Origin of the sequence: Streptomyces sp. HUAS YS2 (assembly GCF_033343995.1) — a bacterium.
Classification (GTDB): domain Bacteria; phylum Actinomycetota; class Actinomycetes; order Streptomycetales; family Streptomycetaceae; genus Streptomyces; species Streptomyces solicathayae.
The window spans coordinates 1135795-1153684 of the sequence record NZ_CP137573.1 but is presented as its reverse complement, the minus strand read 5'-3'; the positions used below and the strand labels follow the sequence as shown (position 1 = coordinate 1153684).

Here is a 17890-nt window from a genome sequence, read left to right as displayed (position 1 = left end):
CGAACCCCGCCCCCTCGCGTGCCCCTCGTCCCTCCCCGCGCGCCCCCCGTCGCGCGTCCCCTGCAGGAGGAATCCCCGTGTCGGCAACACCCGCAACACCCGCACCACCGGCAGCAGTGACGGAAACCGCCCCGGTGCCTCACCTGAGACGGAGCCTCCGCCGCTTCGACATCATGGCCATGGGCATCGCCGCCGTCATCTCCTTCGACGTCGTCGGCCAGATCGCCACCGGTGGCGGCGAAGCACTCACCTGGACCGCCGCGCTCGCGTTCCTGTTCCTCGTCCCCTACGCCCTGATCTTCGCCGAGACCGGCGCCGCGTTCCCCCAGGAAGGCGGCCCCTACGTCTGGGTCAAGCTCGCCTTCGGACGCTTCGCCGCCGCGCTGACCACGCTCTTCTACTGGGTCACCAACCCGGTCTGGCTGGGCGGTTCGCTGGTCTTCGCCGCGGCGAGCGCCTGGGACGGCTTCGTCTTCCGCCTCGGCACCGGCACCGTCGCCGACTACGCCTTCAAGCTCGTCTTCATCTGGGTCTCCATCCTCACCGCGGTCGTCTCCCTGCGCCGCGGCAAGTGGATCACCACCGCGGGAGCGATCGTCAAGGTCGGCCTGGTCCTGCTGTTCACCGGCACGGCCCTCGTCTACGGCATCGAGCACGGCTTCGGCGGACTCCACGACGCCGTGCTGTCACCGACCACCGCGGGCTTCCTCGGCCTGGTACCCGTCCTGCTCTTCGCCTACGTCGGCTTCGAGGCCCCCAACGCCGCCGGCGACGAGATGCACAACCCCAAGCGGGACGTCCCCGTCTCCATCGGCGTCTCGGCGTGCGTCGCCGCCTGCTGCTACCTGCTGCCGGTCGTGGCCATCCTCTCCGTCGCCCCGGCCGAACGGGCCAGCGGCATCAGCGGGTTCCTCGAGGCCACCGCGCTCGTCTTCGGCGTCTACGGCAGTTGGGGCGGCCCGCTGCTCACCACGGCCGCCGTCATGTTCGTCTTCGCGCTGCTGACGCAGGGCAGCGCCTGGATGATCGTCAGCGACCGGATGCAGGCCATGGCGGCCGCCGACGGCGCGTTCTTCGGCCGCTCGCTGGGCGCCTTCCACGACCGGCTCGGCACCCCGGTGCGCATGAACCTGCTGTCCGGGATCACCTCCACGGCCTTCATGTTCGCGGCGATGACCCTCGTGGAGGGCGACACCGCCGCCGTCTTCGGCGTCGTCCTCACCGTCGCCATCACCACCCTGCTCCTGTCCTACCTGGTGATCATCCCCGCGCTGGTCGTCCTGCGCCGGCGCCACACGGAGGTCCCGCGCCCGTACCGGGTGCCCTTCGGCACCGCCGGCTTCCTGATCTGCGCGGGCCTGGCCTACCTCTGGATCCTCCTCGGCTCCTGGACGGCGCTGTTCCCCGGCACGCTCGAACCGCTGCTGGGCGTCGCGTACGACTTCCAGGACATCTGGGGTGTCTCCCGCATCACCTTCGAGACGTTCACCCTCGGCACCGTGGCGGCCCTGCTCGTCGTCGGCGTACTCGGGCGGGCTCTCGGCTCTCCGGATCGATGACGATCCCTCACATCCATGAACGAAGAACAACCGCAACCCATGCACGGAGGCCGCAGTGCCCACTGAAGAGACCGAAGTAGTCGTCGTAGGGGCGGGCCAGGCCGGCGTGGCCATGAGCGAGCACCTGGGCGCCCTCGGTGTCCCGCACGTCGTCCTGGAGCGGCACCGGATCGCCGAGCGGTGGCGCTCGGAGCGGTGGGACTCCCTGGTCGCCAACGGGCCCGCCTGGCACGACCGGTTCCCGGGCCTCGAGTTCACCGACGTGGCCCCCGAAGCCTTCGCCTCGAAGGAGCAGGTCGCGGACTACTTCGCGGCGTACGCGGAGAAGATCGGCGCCCCGGTCCGGTGCGGTGTCGAGGTGACCGAGGTACGACGGCACGAAGGCCGACCCGGCTTCCGCGTCGAGACGTCGGAGGGCTCCCTCGACACGCGTTTCGTCGTCGCGGCGACCGGACCGTTCCAGCGGCCCGTGATCCCGCCCGTCGTCCCGGACGGCGCCGTCCCCCTACAGATCCACTCCAGTGCCTACCGCAACCCGGAGCAGCTGCCCGAGGGCGCGGTCCTGGTGGTCGGGGCCGGGTCCTCCGGTGTCCAGATCGCCGACGAGCTGCGCCGGTCCGGCCGCCGGACCTTCCTGTCCGTCGGTCCGCACGAGAGGCCGCCCCGCGAGTACCGCGGACGGGACTTCTGCTGGTGGCTCGGTGTGCTCGGGCGCTGGGACGCGGAAACCCCGGCCCAGGGGGCCGAACACGTCACCATCGCGGTCAGCGGCGCCCGCGGCGGCCACACCGTGGACTTCCGCGCCCTCGCCGCCGACGGCATCGAGCTCGTCGGCATGACCGCGTCGTACGACGACGGCGTCCTGAGGTTCGGGGCCGATCTCGGCGCGAACATCGCGCGGGGCGACGCCGCGTACCTCGAACTCCTCCGGGCTGCGGACGCGTACGTCGAATGCAACGGCCTCGACCTTTCCGAGGAGCCGGAGGCCCACGTCCTCGGCCCGGCCCCGGAATGCGTGACCCACCCCCGACGCGAGCTCGACCTGGGCGAGGCCGGCGTCACCTCGATCGTCTGGGCGACGGGCTTCGCCGCCGACTACGGCTGGCTGAAGGCCGACGCGTTCGACGCGAACGGGCGTCCGGCGCAGCGCCGAGGTGTCTCCTCCGAGCCCGGGGTCTACTTCCTCGGCCTGCCCTGGCTGTCCCGCCGCGGGTCGAGCTTCATCTGGGGCGTCTGGCACGACGCCCGGTACATCGCCGACCACATCGCCACGCAGCGGGGCTACCTCGCGTACGGCACGACCGACCCGACCGGTACCACCGACCGGACCCGGTACCACCGACCCGACCGGCACCGCGCCGGCCACGCACACGAACTGAGGAACGACTCATGACCACCACGAGCGAGGGGCGCGGCGCGAACGCCCCGATCGTCGCCGGCGGGCACACCCGGATCCGGCCGTTCAACACCCGCGACACCTATCCCGAGCAGAGCCTGGACAACGACCTCTGCCAGGCCGTCGTGGCCGGCAACACCGTCTACGTCCGGGGCCAGATCGGCCAGGACCTCGACTCCAGCGAGTCGGTCGGCATCGGGGACGCGGAGGCTCAGGCCGAGCAGGCCATGGCCAACATCAAGATGCTGCTCGAAGAGGCCGGCAGCCGCATGGAGCATCTGGTCAAGCTGACGATCTATCTGATCGACCCGCGCTACCGCGAGGCGGTCTACCGGACCGTCGGCCGCTGGACGAAGGGCGTGCACCCCATCTCCACCGGCCTGGTGGTGTCGGCCCTGGCCCGTCCCGAGTGGCTGTGCGAGATCGACGCGATCGCGGTGGTCCCCGAGGAGCGACAGGCATGACGCTCTCCCTGGTGGTGCGGGACGGCGAGCGGTTCGGCATCGTGGTCAGCTCGTCGAGCCCGGCGGTCGCCGCCCGCGTCGCGCACCTGGAGCCCGGCGTCGGCGCGGCGGCCTCGCAGAACGTCACCGACCCCACGCTCGGCACGAGCCTGCTGGCCGGACTGGCCGAACACGGCGACGCGCGACGCGCCCTGACCGACGTCACCGGCGCGGCAAGGAGCGCGCGGACCATCGAGTACCGGCAGCTCACGGTGGTCGGCCGCTCGGGTGCCGGGTTCGCCTACAGCGGCAGGGGGACCCTCGGCACCTACGCGTCGGCCACCGCGGACGGAGCGGCAGCGGCGGGCAACATGCTGGCCGGCGAGCACATCCCGCAGGTGCTGCTCGACGCCTACGCCACGGCCACGGGCGAGCTGGAAGAGCGTCTGTTCGCCGCCCTGCGCGCCGCCGTCGAGGCAGGCGGGGAGGAGGGGCCCCTCCGCTCCGCGGGTCTGGCCGTCGTCGCGGACGTGGACTGGCGGGTGACCGACCTGCGCGTCGACTGGGCCGACGAACCCGTCGACCGGCTGGCGGAGCTGTTGGACGTCTGGCTGCCGCAGCGCGACGACTACGTGCGGCGCGGGCTCGACCCCGCGACCGCACCCTCGTACGGCGTCCCGGGTGACATGTGATGGACACGCTCAAGAAGGCCGCCCGGCAGGAGGTCGACCGTCACGCCGACGAGCTGATCCGACTCTCCGAGCGGCTGCACGCCGACCCGGAGACGGCCTGGGAGGAGCACCGCGCCGCCGCCGCCGTACCGGACCTGCTGGACCGCGCGGGATTCGACGTCACCTCGTCCTACCTGGGCCTGGACACGGCGTTCCGGGCGAGGTTCGGCAGCGGACCCACCCGGATCGCGCTGTGCGCGGAGTACGACGCGCTCCCCGGCCTGGGCCACGCCTGCGGCCACAATCTGATCGCGGCGAGTTCCGTCGGCGCCGCGCTCGGCCTGGCCGCCGTCGCCGACGACGCCGGCCTGACCGTGGAGGTCTACGGCACACCCGCCGAGGAGGGTGGCGGCGGCAAGATCGAGATGCTCGACCGGGGCGCCTTCACCGGCGTGGACCTGGCCATGATGGTGCACCCGGCGCCCGTCGACGTCGCCGAGGCCCGTCCGTTCGCGGTCAGTCACTCCAAGGTCTCGTACGCCGGGAAGTCCGCCCACGCCGCCGCCTATCCGGAAGCCGGAGTCAACGCGGCCGACGCGTTCACCGTGGCCCAGGTCGCCATCGCCCTGCTCCGCCAGCAGCTGCCGGCCTCGGCCCGGGTGCACGGCGTGGTGACCCACGCCGGGGACGCCCCGAACGCCATCCCCGAGCGGGCGACCGGGCGTTGGTACGTACGGGCCGAGACCCTCGCGGAACTGGCGGAGCTGGAGCCGCGTGTGATGCGGGCCTTCGAGGCGGGGGCCCTCGCGACCGGGTGCACCCTGGAGATCGAACCGGAGAGCAAGCCGTACGCGGAGTTCCGCACCGACGGGACGGCCCTCGCGCACTACCGGCGCAACGCCCTCACACTGGGGCGGGAGTTCGCGCCGCCCGGCCAGGCCGCCCGGATGAACCGTGCCTCCACGGACATGGGCAACGTCTCCCAGGTGGTCCCGGCCATCCACCCCTACATCGGGATCGGCTCCCTGCCCGCCACCAACCACCAGCACGAGTTCGCCGCGTACTGCGTGGGCGGAACGGCGGAGCGGGCCCTGCTCGACGGGGCGATCGCCCTGGCCTGGACCGGCGTCGACCGGGCGTCAGGCCACCCCGCGGATACGGGTGACGAGTAGGCCGCCGAGGAGGATGACCACGGCCGCCGCCAGGTAGAGACCCGTGTAGCCACCGAGGTGGGCGATGATCGGCGCCGCCACTGCGGGGGCGAGGACCTGGGGACCGGAGTTGGCGATGTTGATGACGCCCAGGTCCTTCGCCCGGTCGGCGGCCTCGGGCAGGACCTGGGTGACCAGGGCCTGGTCGACGGCGAGGTAGATGCCGTAGCCCGCGCCGAGGACGGCCGCCGAGGCGAGCGCGGACGGCCACGTGTGCAGCAGCGCCAGCAGTACCGCTGCCGCGCCCATGACCAGCGAACAGAGCACGACGAAGCCCTTGCGGCGTCCGACGCGGTCGGAGACCGCGCCCACCGGGATCGCCGTGAGCGCGGCGCAGAAGGTGTAGACGAGCGTGAGGACCAGGACGCCGGTGCCGGGGTCGCCGTAGTGGACGGCGTCGGCGAGGAAGTAGAACAGGTAGAGGGTGCCGAGGGCGTTGCCCAGGTTGATCAGGAACCGGGTCAGCCAGGCCCAGCCGAAGTCCGGGTGCCTCCGGGGGCTCACCCAGAACGAGCGGGCGAACGCGCGGGCGTCGAAGGCGGGGCGCAGCTCCTTGGGCAGGGCCGGTTCTCTGCCCAGCCAGACGAAGGGCAGTGCGAGCGCGACCGTGAGCACGGCGAGGACTCCGTAGCCGGAGACGACGCCGGTGATCAGCATGGTGGTGATCAGGGCGCCGACGACCAGGCCGACGGACTGCATCAGACCGGTCCAGCCGGAGACCTGCGCACGCTGGGTGAGCGGCACGCGGTCGGCGATCGGGGTGGTCACCCCGGCCAGCATCGCGTTCAGGCCCGCCTGCGCGAGGCACCAGCCGACGGCGACCCCGGCGACGGTGTGCTGGGACGCGGTGACCATCAGACCCGCCGCCCCGGCCAGGGCGCCGCCGAGGATCCAGGGCCGGCGGCGGCCGAACCGGCTGGTGGTCCGGTCCGACCAGGCGCCCGCGATCGGGTTGGCCAGCACCGCGACGAGCGCGCCGAGCCCGGTGACGAGCGAGAGCGCGTCGTTCTTGCCGGCCGGGTCTATCCGCTCCAGCTGGAGCGGCAGCAGGATCTGAATGGGCGTCATGAACGCCATGAAGACGGCGAGCGTGGCCAGGGAGAGGTTCACCGTCCAGCCGGGCTTCACCGGCAGGACGGGCTCGGCGAGGACGGCGGAACCGTCCGCCACTGGGGCGTGGGCCATGGTGACTCCGTCGCTCAGGACCGGTGGGAGGCGATGAGGTTGCGGTACCACTCGAAGCTGGCGCGCGGCGTGCGCAGCCCGGTGGCGAAGTCGACCTCGATCAGACCGAAGCGCTGGTGGTAGCCCTCGGCCCACTCGAAGTTGTCGAGCAGCGACCAGGTGAGGTAGCCGCGTACGTCCACCCCGCGGGCCATGGCGTCGGCGACCGCCGAGATGTGCCCGGCGAGGTAGTCGATCCGCGCCCGGTCGTCCAGCCCGGCCGGCTGCGAGCAGCCGCTTTCCGTGATCCACACCGGCGGAAGGGCGTCGCCGTAGCGGGATTTGAGGCCGGTGAGCAGGTCCGTGAGCCCCTCGGGGACGACCGGCCAGTCGAAAGCCGTGCGCGGGTAGACCTCTTCGGGCTCGGCAAGGTCGAAGGGCAGCCCGGCGGCCGGATCGGCGGCAGCGGTGACCCACGTCGGGTTGTAGTAGTTGATCCCCAGACCGTCCAACGGCGCGGCGATGGTGGCGAGATCACCGTCCCGCACCACCCCTCCCCACTCCGGGTCCGCCATCCCGTAGTCCGAGAGATCGGGGTAACTGCCGAGCAGGATCGGGTCGTTGAACAGGCGGTTGTGCAGGATGTCGTACGCCGACGCAGCCGCCAGGTCCTCCTCCCGCCGGGCATCGGAGCGCAGCCGGACGGGCGTGCAGTTGTTGGAGAGCAGTACCTGTGCGTCCGGAACGGCGGCCCGCAGAGCGGCGGTCGCGAGCCCGTGGCCGAGCAGCTGGTGGTGCGCCACGGGCAGCGCGTCCAGCATCAGGGCGCGGCCGGGGGCGTGGACGCCGAAGCCGTAGCCGAACGACATGTGCACGAACGGCTCGTTCAGGGTGATCCACCGCTTGACGCGGTCGCCGAGCCGCTCCGCCGTCACGGCCGCGTACTCGGCGAACCGGTGGGCGGTCTCGCGGTTCAACCAGCCGCCCTCGTCCTCCAGGGCCTGCGGCAGGTCCCAGTGGAACAGGGTCGGGGTGGGCTCGATCCCCGCGTCGAGCAGCGCGTCGACCAGACGGTCGTAGAAGTCCAGTCCGCGCGGCTCCACCTTGCCCGCACCGGTCGGCAGGACGCGCGGCCACGACACCGAGAAGCGGTACGCGTCGAGCCCGAGCCGGCGCATCAGCTCCACGTCCTCACCGAACCGGTGGTAGTGGTCGCAGGCGACCTCGCCGGTGTGGCCGTCGCGCACCGCCCCGGGGCGCCGGACGAAGGTGTCCCAGATCGACGCGCCCTTGCCGTCCTCGTCGGCAGCGCCCTCGATCTGGTACGCGGCGGTCGAGGCGCCCCAGACGAAGTCGGCCGGGAGCCGGGGGGTCCGGGTGGGTTCGGTGGAGCTGGTGGTCACGAGCACCTGCCTTTGTCGCGGTCTGCCGTGCGAGGTGGGCCGCAACTTAACATGAACGAGTGTTCACGTTCTAGGGGTGGAGGGCAGCCCAAAGCCGCGCCCCGGCCGCGTCTGTCGGGCGGCCGGGGCGATCACATGGAGGAATGGAGGAGAGGAGAAAAGGAGGCGGGAGTCCCGGTCGGCCGGGGTCAGCCTGCCGAGGTCATCAGGCGGTCGCGCAGGTCCACCCAGTAGGCGTTCAGCATTCGCTTGAGCTCGTCCACGGTCTCCTGGTCCGGAGTGCCGGTGCCCTTGAACACCTCGTGCAGGACGGCGTTGGCGGCCCACACCACCATCCGCGTCGCCCGGTGCGCCAGCTCGCCGCCGGGCCCGCCGGTCAGGTGCTCCACGATGCGCTGCAGGCCCTCGGAGATGAGCGTGTTGCTCGCCTCGTCGGCCCGCGCCAGCTCGGGGCTGAGGTGACGCCCGGCCCACACGGCCATACCGCCGGGCTGTGAGCGGAAGAGCTCGGCGTACACATCGACCATCGTGCCGACCAGGTCGGTCAGTTCACCCGCGAGGGCCCGCTCGACCAGGTCGTCGATGGCCGCCTTGAACGCACCGAGGTACCGCTCGCCGAGGGCGTCCACGACGGCGCCCTTGTCGGGATAGAACTGGTAGATGCTGCCGACCGGCGCGCCCGACTCCTCGGCGATCCGCCGCATCGTCAGGGCCTCGTAGCCCTCCTGGGACAGGATCCGGTCGGCCGCGGCGAGGATCGCCTCGACCCGGGCCCGGCTGCGCGCCTGCTGCGGCTGCCTCCGCAGTCGCGGTCGTGACGCCTGCTGCGGCCTCGATGCTTCCGTCACCACGTGCTCCCGGTCGTCCGATGGGGTGAACGTAGCACGGGGCCCTGTCGCGGCCTCCCTGATCAGGGCCGTCGTGGTGCGGCCGGCGCGGCCGCCGGCCGCACCACGGCGGAAAACGCTTGGACCGGCCCCGCGCCGCTGCGGGACACTCCGTTTCCTCACCTACTGGTACGACTGCAGAGGGTTGGGTTGGAAATGCCAGAATCGAGCGAAGGATTACCGAGCAAGGGTTCGGTGCTCCTCGCCCTGCGCCACTACGGTCGGGAACTGGCCCGGCTGCGGTGGCTGACCGTGCCCGCGCTGCTGCTGCCGGCGCTGGGCAACATCGGGATCAACTACATCGCGCCGCTGATCGTCGCCAAGCTGGTCGGCCGGATCGCCGGGGGCGACGGCGACGCCTTCGACATCGGGCCGATGCTGCCGTACATCGGCGCGTTCGCCGGCGTGCTGCTGCTCGCGGAGACGCTGTGGCGCATCGGACTGCACTGCCTCAACCGGGTCGACGCGCGCGGCATCGAGCACCTCTACGTGGTCGGCATGGACGAACTGTTCGCCAAGGACGCCGCGTTCTTCCACGACAACTTCGCCGGCTCCCTGACCAAGCGGGTCCTGAGCTTCGCCACCCGCTTCGAGGAGTTCGTCGACACGCTCACGTTCTCGGTCATGGGCAGCTTCGTGCCGCTGTTGTTCGCCTCGGTGGTGCTCTGGCAGTACGACCCGCTGCTCGTCGTCGGGCTTCTGGTGCTGATCGCGCTCACGGCACTGTGCGTGACCCCCCTGATCCGCCGCCGGCAGGAGCTCGTCGCCGAGCGCGAGCAGGCCATCGCCCGGGTGTCCGGGCACGTCGCCGACAGCCTCATGAACATGGACACGGTCCGGTCGTTCGCCGCCGAGGACCGCGAGGCCGCCGAACACCGGTCCCGCGTCGCCGAGTCGAGGCGGCTCACGCTGCGGTCGTGGGACTACGGCAACCTGCGCATCGACACCTTCGTCGCGCCGATGTCCGTGCTGACGAACGTGCTCGGCCTCGTCCTCGCCCTGGCGCTCGGCGCGGGTCAGCACGGCGTGGAGGCGGTCATCGTGGCCTTCACCTACTACGCGAGCGCCACCCGGATCATGTTCGAGTTCAACCAGATCTACCGCCGTCTGGAGAGCTCGATGACGGAGGCCGCGCAGTTCACCGAACTGCTCCTGGAACCCCCGACCGTCCTCGACCCGCCGTCCCCCGAACCGCTCCGGCCGGCGTCCAAGGCGGTCGACGTGCGCTTCGAGGACGTGCGGTTCGCGCACGCCGCCGGAAAGCCGCTCTTCGAGGGCCTCGACCTGGACGTGCCCGGCGGGGCGAAGATCGGTCTGGTCGGCCGGTCCGGCGGCGGCAAGACCACGCTCACCCGGCTGCTGCTGCGGATGACCGACATCGACGGCGGCCGGATCCTCGTCGGCGGACAGGACATCAGCCGGCTGCGCCAGGCCGAGCTGCGCGGCCTGCTGGCGTACGTGCCGCAGGACCCGGCGATGTTCCACCGCACCCTGCGCGAGAACATCGCCTTCGCCCGGCCGGACGCCACCGAAGCCGAGATCCGCCGCGCCGCGGAGGCCGCCCACGTCACGGAGTTCGCCGACGCGCTGCCGGACGGGTTCGACACGATGGTGGGGGAACGCGGGGTCAAGCTGTCCGGCGGCCAGCGCCAGCGCGTCGCGCTCGCCCGGGCGATCCTGCGCGACGCGCCGATCCTGCTGCTCGACGAGGCGACCAGCGCGCTCGACTCCGAGAGCGAGATCCTCGTCCAGGACGCGCTGTGGCGGCTCATGGACGGGCGGACGGCGCTCGTGGTGGCGCACCGGCTGAGCACGGTCGCCACCATGGACCGGCTCGTCGTCCTCGACCGCGGACGGATCGTCGAACAGGGCTCGCACCAGGAGCTGCTCGCCGCCGAAGGCGCGTACGCCAAGCTGTGGCAGCACCAGTCCGGCGGCTTCCTCGACGACGCCCCCGCGGGGGCCGAAGTGCATCCGGGCACCCCGGGCTGACGGGGGCTGGGTCGGTCGACCCAGCCCATCCGCACCGCCCGCCCGCTGCGCGCCGGAAGATCCATCAGCGGTTGCAGGGCTGCTCAGCGATTGGAGAGCGCGTCGATCGCCTCGTCCAGTGTGGTCGCCGCCATGATGAGCGAGAGATGGGTGAACGCCTGCGGGAAGTTGCCCAGTTGCTCGCCCGTCGGGCCGATCTCCTCAGCGAACAGCCCCACATGGTTGGCGTAGGTGAGCATCTTCTCGAAGGAGAACCGGGCCTGGCGCACGCGTCCGGCCCGCGCCAGCGCGTCCACGTACAGGAAGGTGCACAGGCTGAACGTGCCCTCCGAGCCGCGCAGTCCGTCGGGGGAGGCGGCCGGGTCGTACCGGTACACCAGACTGTCCTTCACGAGGTCCCGCTCGATCGCGTCGAGCGTGGACAGCCAGGCCGGGTCCGTGGGGTTGAGCAGCCCCGCCCGGGGGATCAGCAGCAGCGAGGCGTCGAGCACGTCACCGCCGTACGACTGGATCAGCGCGTGGCGGCGATCGCTCCAGCCGCTGTGCATCACCTGCTCGAAGATCTCGTCCCGCGCGGCGCGCCAGGTGTCGAGCGCGGCCGGCCGCCCGAACTCCTGGGCGAGGCGCAGCCCGCGGTCGAAGGCCACCCAGGACATCACCCGGCTGAACGTGAAGTCCTGCTGCCCGCCCCGGGTCTCCCAGATTCCCTCGTCCGGGCCGTCCCAGGCGTCGGCCAGCCAGTCCAGCAACCCCGACACCGCCTGCCAGCCCCGGTACGTCGGCTTGTTGTCCAGGCCGAGGCCCTGGCCGAGCGCGTACATCGCCTCGCCGTAGATGTCGAGCTGGAGCTGTTCCGCCGCGCCGTTGCCCACCCGCACGGGGTACGAGCCGCGGTACCCCTCGAAGTGCTCCAGGATCTCCTCGGGCATCGAGGGGTCCCCGTCCAGCCGGTACATGATCTGCAGCGGGCGCCCCCCGGCCGCCGGGGCGGACACCCGCTCCTCGACCCGGTCGGTGAGCCAGCCGGTGAACGCGGCGGCCTCCTCCAGGAAGCCCAGGTCCAGCAGGGCCCGTACCGCCAGGGACCCGTCGCGGACCCAGGTGTAGCGGTAGTCCCAGTTGCGCTCGCCGCCGACCATCTCCGGCAGCCCGAGGGTGGGCGCGGCGATCGGCGCGCCGGTGGGCAGGTACGTGAGCAGCTTCAGGGTGATGGCCGAGCGGTGCACCATGTCGGGCCAGCGGCCGCGGTAGCGCGCCCGGCGCACCCAGTGCTGCCAGAAGTCGACGGCGTCCCACAGGGCCGCCTCGACCTCCTGCCCCTCCGGAAGCGGCGGTACGGGCGCGTCCGGGCCGGCGACCGTGAAGGACGCGCCGGCGAGGCCGCCCTCGGCGAGGTCGAGATGCCCGCGCACGTCGTGCGGGCCGTCCCGCTCCATCGGGATGTTGGTCTGCAGGAACGCGCACAGACCGCGGGTCCGGAAGGCCGCGCTGCGGCCGTCGATCAGGGTCTCGTGCGGATCGGTGCCGAAGCCGAAACGGGGCCGGCACTCCAGGGTGAACCGGACGTTCCCGCGCGTGCAGCGCATCACGCGCATGATCGCGTGCGTGTCGGAGGGCGCCGAGGAGCGCAGCGGCGGCATCCAGTCGAGCAACTCGCCCACGCCGTCGGGAGACATGAAGCGGGTGACCAGCAACGCGGTGTCCGGGTAGTACAACTGCTTCACCGTCACGTCGTGCGCGTCGACGGAGAGCCGGAAGTACCCGCCGCGGTCGTGGTCGAGCAGTGCCGAGAAGATGCCGGGCGAGTCGAAGCGGGGGGCCGCGAACCAGTCGACCACGCCCTCGTCGGAGATGAGAGCGGCGGTCTGCAGGTCGCCCACCAGGCCGTGGTCGGCTATGAGCGGGTAGCGCTTCATGCCCTCCACTATCAGCGACGGTACGGAATCGGGCTCGGCGGAGCGCACGCGGCGGATCCCACGCGGCCGGGCCGGGCCGACGGGGCGCTGACGGGGCGCTGATGGGCTGCTGACGGGCTGCTGACGGGCGGCTGAACGTCCGCTGCGGGGCCCGGAGCCCGTCGAGATGCCGGGTCGCCGCGCAGGGCGAACAATGGGCGATGTAGGCCGTGTGCAGGCCGTGCACCCCACCGGGTGCACCTCGTCCGCTCGGGGACGTCGTCGTCGGGATTCGGCCAGAATATGAACGCACGAAGCCCTGCCCCCGCCAAGGGAGGCAGCGCACCGCGCAAGAGCGGGTTGTACCGCCTCGGCCACTGGTGCGCTCGGCATTTCATCGTCGTCATCGCCCTGTGGCTGGCTGCCGTCGCGGGCCTTCAGATCACCGACCGCGCCGTCGGAGGCCAGTTCTCCGACAACTTCGCCCTCCCCGGCGTGCAGTCGGCGGAAGGCCTGGACGTCCTCCAGGCGCACGACCCGCAGGCCGGCGGATACGGCGCCCAGGTCGTGCTCAACCGGGCCGCCGGGCCGCTGACCGACCAGGCGGCCACGGTCAACTCCGCCGTCGCCGCCCTGGCGAAGCTGCCCGACGTGCTCAGCGCACAGAACCCGCTGCCGCCGCCGGGCTCCACGCCGCAGCCACCGCCTCCCGGGACGCCCAACACGGGCCCGCTGTCCACCGACGGCAAGACCGCCTACATCACCATCCGCTTCAGCGTGCCGCCCTCCACCCTCGGCACCGACTACCTGAACGGCGTCGACGCCGCCGTCCAGCCGCTGCGCGACGCGGGCATCGACGTCGAGTACGGCGGACCGCTCGGCGAACTCGCGCGGCCGGTGGCCGACGACCGCAGCAGCGAGGCGATCGGCTTCGCCGTGGCGATCGTCGTCCTGCTGATCGGCTTCGGCAGCGTCATCGCGGCCGTCCTGCCGCTGATCACCGCCCTGATCGGGGCGATCTGCGGACTGGCGCTGCTGGGCCTGATGGCGGCGGCGTTCACCTTCGGCACGGTCTCGCCGACGCTGGCCACGATGATCGGCATCGGCGTGGGCATCGACTACGCGCTGTTCCTGATCACCCGGCACCGCCAGAACATCATGGACGGCCACGATCCCGCCGACTCCGCGGCCCTGGCGGCGACCACCAGCGGCAGAGCAGTCCTGGTCTCCGGCTGCACCGTGATCATCGCGCTGTCAGGGCTCTGGGTCTCGGGGGTCACGTTCATCGGGAAACTGGGCCTCGCGGCGGCGTTCACCGTGATCACCGCCGTGATCGCGGCCCTCACGCTGGTGCCCGCCATGCTGGGCCTCGTCGGCCGCCGCATCGACCGCTACCACGTGCGCAAGCCCGTCGCGGAGACCGACGCGGAGCCCGGCGCCACCGCGCACGGCACCTGGCACCGGTACGCGCAGCGGGTGGAGAAGCGCCCGTGGTGGTTCCTGGTGTCCGGCGTGGTGACGCTGGCGATCCTCTCCATCCCCCTGTTCTCCATCCAGCTCGGCCACATCGGCGACGGCGCCGACCCGGAGTCCTTCACCGACCGCCGGGCGTACGACCTGATCGCGACCTCGTTCGGACCCGGCGCGAACGGGCCGCTGACCCTGGTCGTGGACCAGACGGCCGTGCCGTCCGAGGACCGGGCCGAGCTGGCCACGAAGCTCCAGCAGTCGCTGACGAACGTGCCCGACGCGGCCTCCATCACCCCGCTGCGGACCACCCCGGACGGCGACGTGCTCATCGGCACGGCGTACTCGGTGGCCTCCCCGCAGGACGAGAAGACCACCCAGCTGACCGAGCACCTCGTCGACGACGTGCTGCCGCAGGCGGTCGCAGGCACGGACGCGAAGACCTACGTCACCGGCACCACGGCGGCCCAGGTGGACTTCCTGGAGATCGTCTCCAGCCGACTGCCGCTGATCATCGCGGTGGTGGTGGCGCTCGCCTTCCTCGTCATCCTGATCGTGTTCCGCGGGCTGCTCGTCGCGGTGAAGGCGGCCGTGCTGAACGTGCTCTCCATCGCGGCCTCGTACGGTGTGGTCGTGGCCGTCTTCCAGTGGGGCTGGGGCGGACCCGCGCTCGGCGTCAACGGCAAGGTGCCCATCGAGAGTTACGTGCCGATGATGATGTTCGCCATCGTCTTCGGCCTGAGCATGGACTACGAGATCTTCCTGCTCTCCCGGGTCCACGAGGCGTGGCTGCGCACCGGCGACGCCGAGGCCAGTGTGGCGCACGCCCTGGAGATCACGGCCAGAGTGATCACGTGTGCCGCGCTGATCATGGTGAGCGTGTTCGCCGCGTTCATCGTCTCGGACAACATCGTGGTCAAGATGCTGGGCCTCGGCCTGGCCGTCAGCGTCCTCATCGACGCCACCGTGGTCAGACTGTTGCTGGTCCCCGCCGTCATGACCCTCCTCGGCGAGCGCGCCTGGTGGACGCCGAGATGGCTGGACCGGATACTGCCGCACCTGGACGCGGAGGGCGAGGCGGCGCTGGAGCGGGACATGGCGGGAGAGGACGTGCCGGCGAACAGGTAGCCCACGGTGCCGCCAGGTCCCGGTGACGGAGGGTCAGGCGAGGCGGTCGCGGGGTACGTAGGGCTCCAGGGCTCGCAACGTCCCTTCCGTGTCCGCGACATGGACGGAAACGCGGGCGAAGCGGTAGGTGCGGCGCAGCTCCAGGCAGACGACCGGGTGGCCGACGCGGATCGCGGCGAAGTCCTCGCCGTCCGGGAGGACCCGGATGCCGACGGCGATGCGGTCGGGGATCCACAGACCGCGACCGCGCAGGCCCCGCAGGGCGCGCCACCAGTCGGGTTCGAGGTGTACCTCGCGCAGTGCGGTGACGGGGACGCGGATGTCCCCGCGCCGGGCGGCGAGCTTCTCCCACGGGGCGAGGTGCACGACGATGTCGGTGTCGTCCTCCACGGTCACCCGGGCCATCAGCGGGCCCCGTCCGCGTGATGCCGCACGAGCGCCGGGAGGAGCGCCGGGAGGTCGGCGAAGGAGTCGACGACGTGGTCCGGCTCACCGGGGGCGTTCCGCAGCGTCTCGGGCCGGAACTTGCCGGTGCGGACCAGGACCCCGGTGATGCCGTGGCGCTGCGCGGCCAGGACGTCCGACTCGACGTCGTCGCCGATCATCACGGCGGCCTGCGCCGTGATGCCCAGGTGCGCCAGCGCGGCGGCGAAGAACGCCTCCGCCGGTTTGCCCGTGACGACCGCCTCGACCCCCGCGGCGCGTTCGAGCCCGAGGAGGAAGGCACCGGTGTCGAGGTCGAGCCCGCCTGAGGTACGCCAGTACAGGTTGCGGTGCATGGCGACGAGGCGGGCGCCCCGGTCGAGCTGCCGGAAGACCTGGTTGAGCGCCTCGTACGTGAACGCCTCGCCGGCCCCGCCGAGGACGACGATGTCCGGGCTGTCCGCTGCGTCCACGAGGGTCACGCCCTCCAGGTCGTCCCGTACGTCGCCGCTGGTCAGCAGAGTGCAGCGGGCGTCCGGGTGGTGCGCGCGCAGATAGCCGGCCGTGGCGGCGGGCGCGGTGAGGACGTCGTCGGCCCCGACGGGGAAGCCGAGCCCGGAGAGCTTCGCCGCGATCGAGGCGCGTGTGCGGGAGGTGTTGTTGGTGACCAGGGCGAACGGGTACCCGGCGTCCCGTAGCGCGGCCATGGCCGCGACGGCTCCCGGCAGCGGTTCCCAGGACACGGTGAGGACGCCGTCGATGTCGATGAGGACGCCGGTCCGCGTCCCGCCGGTACGACCCATACGACCGACCGTCGCCGATGCGAGGGGGCGCCGCAAGCGGACGGGTCAGTCGGCGGTGGACGCGGCTGCGGGCGAGGGCCAGCGGTGGTGGTAGCAGTCGATGACGTACGGGTGCCCGTGCCGCAGGCCGGCCCCCGAGGGCAGTGCGCCGGTGAGGTGGGGGTGGCCGGGCGGCAGGCCGGTGTGCACGTGGTCCAGCAGCTCCGGCTCGTGGCGCGGCCAGGCCCGCGCCGCTGCGGCGACGGAGACCAGGGCGAGGGCGCCGAGCACCGTCGCAGTGACGGGCAGCCCCGCGGTGGCCGCGAGCCATCCGGCGAGCGGGTAGGTCAGTAGCCAGCAGCCGTGCGAGAGGGAGAACTGCGCGGCGAAGGCGGCCGGCAGGTCGGCCTCGGCGGCCGAGCGCCGGAGCACCCGCCCGGCGGGCGTGAGCACGGCGGAGCAGCCCGCCCCGAGCAGGGCCCAGGCCGTCAGGACCGCCCACCACGCCCCGGTGCTGGGGGCCTGCGCCGTGAGCACGGCGACGGCGCCGAGCAGCGCCGGCAGCGCCGCGGCGGCGCCGAGCATCACCGTGCGGTCGCCGGTGCGCCCGAGCAGCCGGGGGAGCAGCAGCGCGGCGAGCAGGGAGCCCGCGCCGTACGCGCCGAGCGCGAGCGTCAGCGCGGCGGCGGGCCGGTGGAAGTGGTCCCGTACCAGCACGACCGAGTCGACGAACACGATCGCCCCGGCGGCGGCGACCGCGAGGTCGAGGGCGAGCAGGGCGCGCAGCCGGGGCGTGGCACGGAACAGCCGGACCCCGAACGAGGCGCGCGGCGGTGGGCCGCCGGGGGCCGGGCGGCGGGGCAGTGCAACGGTCAGGACGAGCGCGGCGGAGCCCAGGAACCCGACGGTCGTACCGGCGAACAGCCACCGGTACGGGACGACGCTCAGCAGCGCCGCGGCGAGCGCCGGGCTGAGCAGACTCTCCAGGTCGTAGGCGAGCCGGGACAGCGAAAGGGCCCGCGTGTAGTCCCGTTCGTCGGGCAGCACCCCGGGAATCGTGGCCTGGAACGTCGGCGTGAACGCGGCCGACGCCGCCTGCAGCAGCAGGATCAGCGCGTAGACCTGCCAGACCTCCGCGACGAACGGCAACGCCACCGCGGTGCCCGCCCGCACCAGGTCCGCCCCCACCATGAGCCCCCGCCGGGACACCCGATGCGCGACCGCCCCGACCAGGGGCCCGACCCCGACGTACGCGACCATCTTGATCGCCAGCGCGGTCCCGAGCACGGCGGAGGCATCACCCCCGGCCAGGTCATAGGCCAGCAGCCCCAACGCGACGGTGGCCAGCCCGGTCCCGGTCAACGCGACGACCTGCGCGACGAACAGCCGCCGGTAGACCCGATCACTCAACACGGACACCCGACCATCGTAACCAACATGTGCGCACGCGTGCACATGTTGCGGAGGTG

Annotated in this window: 14 protein-coding genes; 7 read left to right on the top strand and 7 right to left on the bottom strand. The window is 72.2% G+C overall.

The window, feature by feature from the left end; genetic code table 11:
- The first annotated feature begins 134 nt into the window (after positions 1 to 134).
- The 5 genes from R2D22_RS05375 to R2D22_RS05355 are packed head-to-tail and all read left to right on the top strand — an operon-like array spanning position 135 to position 5241.
- Positions 135 to 1559, top strand: coding sequence for an APC family permease (locus R2D22_RS05375; protein ID WP_318101590.1), 1425 nt, complete (start codon positions 135 to 137; stop codon positions 1557 to 1559).
- A gap of 55 nt (positions 1560 to 1614) precedes the next feature.
- Complete coding sequence (locus R2D22_RS05370; protein WP_318101589.1) at positions 1615 to 2952, top strand: flavin-containing monooxygenase; 1338 nt, start codon at positions 1615 to 1617, stop codon at positions 2950 to 2952.
- Positions 2949 to 3419, top strand: coding sequence for a RidA family protein (locus R2D22_RS05365; RefSeq protein ID WP_318101587.1), 471 nt, complete (start codon positions 2949 to 2951; stop codon positions 3417 to 3419). The genes R2D22_RS05370 and R2D22_RS05365 overlap by 4 nt, the downstream gene beginning before the upstream one ends.
- Entirely contained in the window at positions 3416 to 4090 is a 675-nt protein-coding gene (locus R2D22_RS05360) for a DUF1028 domain-containing protein (RefSeq protein ID WP_318101586.1), read from the top strand. Before R2D22_RS05365 ends, R2D22_RS05360 begins: the two co-directional genes overlap by 4 nt.
- Positions 4090 to 5241 carry a M20 family metallopeptidase gene (locus R2D22_RS05355; RefSeq protein WP_318101585.1) on the top strand — a complete coding sequence of 384 codons (1152 nt, stop codon included), beginning with the start codon at positions 4090 to 4092 and terminating at the stop codon, positions 5239 to 5241. Before R2D22_RS05360 ends, R2D22_RS05355 begins: the two co-directional genes overlap by 1 nt.
- Here the strand turns inward: R2D22_RS05355 and R2D22_RS05350 are convergent.
- From R2D22_RS05350 to R2D22_RS05340, 3 genes are all read right to left on the bottom strand, one after another.
- Complete coding sequence (locus R2D22_RS05350) at positions 5209 to 6465, bottom strand: MFS transporter (RefSeq protein ID WP_318101584.1); 1257 nt, start codon at positions 6463 to 6465, stop codon at positions 5209 to 5211. The genes R2D22_RS05355 and R2D22_RS05350 overlap by 33 nt on opposite strands.
- 14 nt (positions 6466 to 6479) lie before the next feature.
- Positions 6480 to 7853 (bottom strand): GH1 family beta-glucosidase, encoded by a 1374-nt coding sequence (locus R2D22_RS05345; RefSeq protein ID WP_318101583.1) that lies wholly within the window; start codon positions 7851 to 7853, stop codon positions 6480 to 6482.
- A 182-nt stretch (positions 7854 to 8035) separates the two neighbouring features.
- Entirely contained in the window at positions 8036 to 8695 is a 660-nt protein-coding gene (locus R2D22_RS05340; protein WP_318101582.1) for a TetR/AcrR family transcriptional regulator, read from the bottom strand.
- A gap of 195 nt (positions 8696 to 8890) precedes the next feature.
- Here R2D22_RS05340 and R2D22_RS05335 point away from each other — a divergent pair, with 195 nt between their 5' ends.
- The gene (locus R2D22_RS05335) at positions 8891 to 10726 is read left to right on the top strand and encodes an ABC transporter ATP-binding protein (RefSeq protein ID WP_318101580.1); all 1836 of its coding nucleotides are present in this window, start codon (positions 8891 to 8893) and stop codon (positions 10724 to 10726) included.
- Positions 10727 to 10809: 83 nt separating this feature from the next.
- Here the strand turns inward: R2D22_RS05335 and R2D22_RS05330 are convergent, their stop codons facing one another.
- Entirely contained in the window at positions 10810 to 12642 is a 1833-nt protein-coding gene (locus R2D22_RS05330; protein WP_318101579.1) for a glycoside hydrolase family 15 protein, read from the bottom strand.
- Between the two features lie 282 nt (positions 12643 to 12924).
- Here R2D22_RS05330 and R2D22_RS05325 point away from each other — a divergent pair, with 282 nt between their 5' ends.
- Positions 12925 to 15216 carry an MMPL family transporter gene (locus R2D22_RS05325; RefSeq protein ID WP_318101578.1) on the top strand — a complete coding sequence of 764 codons (2292 nt, stop codon included), beginning with the start codon at positions 12925 to 12927 and terminating at the stop codon, positions 15214 to 15216.
- A 33-nt stretch (positions 15217 to 15249) separates the two neighbouring features.
- Here the strand turns inward: R2D22_RS05325 and R2D22_RS05320 are convergent, their stop codons facing one another.
- The 3 genes from R2D22_RS05320 to R2D22_RS05310 are packed head-to-tail and all read right to left on the bottom strand — an operon-like array spanning position 15250 to position 17840.
- The gene (locus R2D22_RS05320; RefSeq protein WP_318101577.1) at positions 15250 to 15621 is read right to left on the bottom strand and encodes a hypothetical protein; all 372 of its coding nucleotides are present in this window, start codon (positions 15619 to 15621) and stop codon (positions 15250 to 15252) included.
- Positions 15621 to 16442 carry a TIGR01458 family HAD-type hydrolase gene (locus R2D22_RS05315; protein WP_318101575.1) on the bottom strand — a complete coding sequence of 274 codons (822 nt, stop codon included), beginning with the start codon at positions 16440 to 16442 and terminating at the stop codon, positions 15621 to 15623. Before R2D22_RS05315 ends, R2D22_RS05320 begins: the two co-directional genes overlap by 1 nt.
- 45 nt (positions 16443 to 16487) lie before the next feature.
- A complete protein-coding gene (locus R2D22_RS05310; RefSeq protein WP_318101573.1) occupies positions 16488 to 17840 on the bottom strand; it encodes an MFS transporter in 1353 nt (450 codons plus the stop codon).
- Positions 17841 to 17890 lie beyond the last annotated feature (50 nt).

Coding starts and splice junctions, on each gene's coding strand:
- R2D22_RS05350 (WP_318101584.1), bottom strand. CDS start 6,465: ATGGCCCACGCCCCAGTGGCGGACGGTTCCGCCGTCCTCGCCGAGCCC.
- R2D22_RS05330 (WP_318101579.1), bottom strand. CDS start 12,642: ATGAAGCGCTACCCGCTCATAGCCGACCACGGCCTGGTGGGCGACCTG.
- R2D22_RS05325 (WP_318101578.1), top strand. CDS start 12,925: ATGAACGCACGAAGCCCTGCCCCCGCCAAGGGAGGCAGCGCACCGCGC.
- R2D22_RS05320 (WP_318101577.1), bottom strand. CDS start 15,621: ATGGCCCGGGTGACCGTGGAGGACGACACCGACATCGTCGTGCACCTC.
- R2D22_RS05315 (WP_318101575.1), bottom strand. CDS start 16,442: ATGGGTCGTACCGGCGGGACGCGGACCGGCGTCCTCATCGACATCGAC.
- R2D22_RS05365 (WP_318101587.1), top strand. CDS start 2,949: ATGACCACCACGAGCGAGGGGCGCGGCGCGAACGCCCCGATCGTCGCC.
- R2D22_RS05355 (WP_318101585.1), top strand. CDS start 4,090: ATGGACACGCTCAAGAAGGCCGCCCGGCAGGAGGTCGACCGTCACGCC.
- R2D22_RS05360 (WP_318101586.1), top strand. CDS start 3,416: ATGACGCTCTCCCTGGTGGTGCGGGACGGCGAGCGGTTCGGCATCGTG.
- R2D22_RS05335 (WP_318101580.1), top strand. CDS start 8,891: ATGCCAGAATCGAGCGAAGGATTACCGAGCAAGGGTTCGGTGCTCCTC.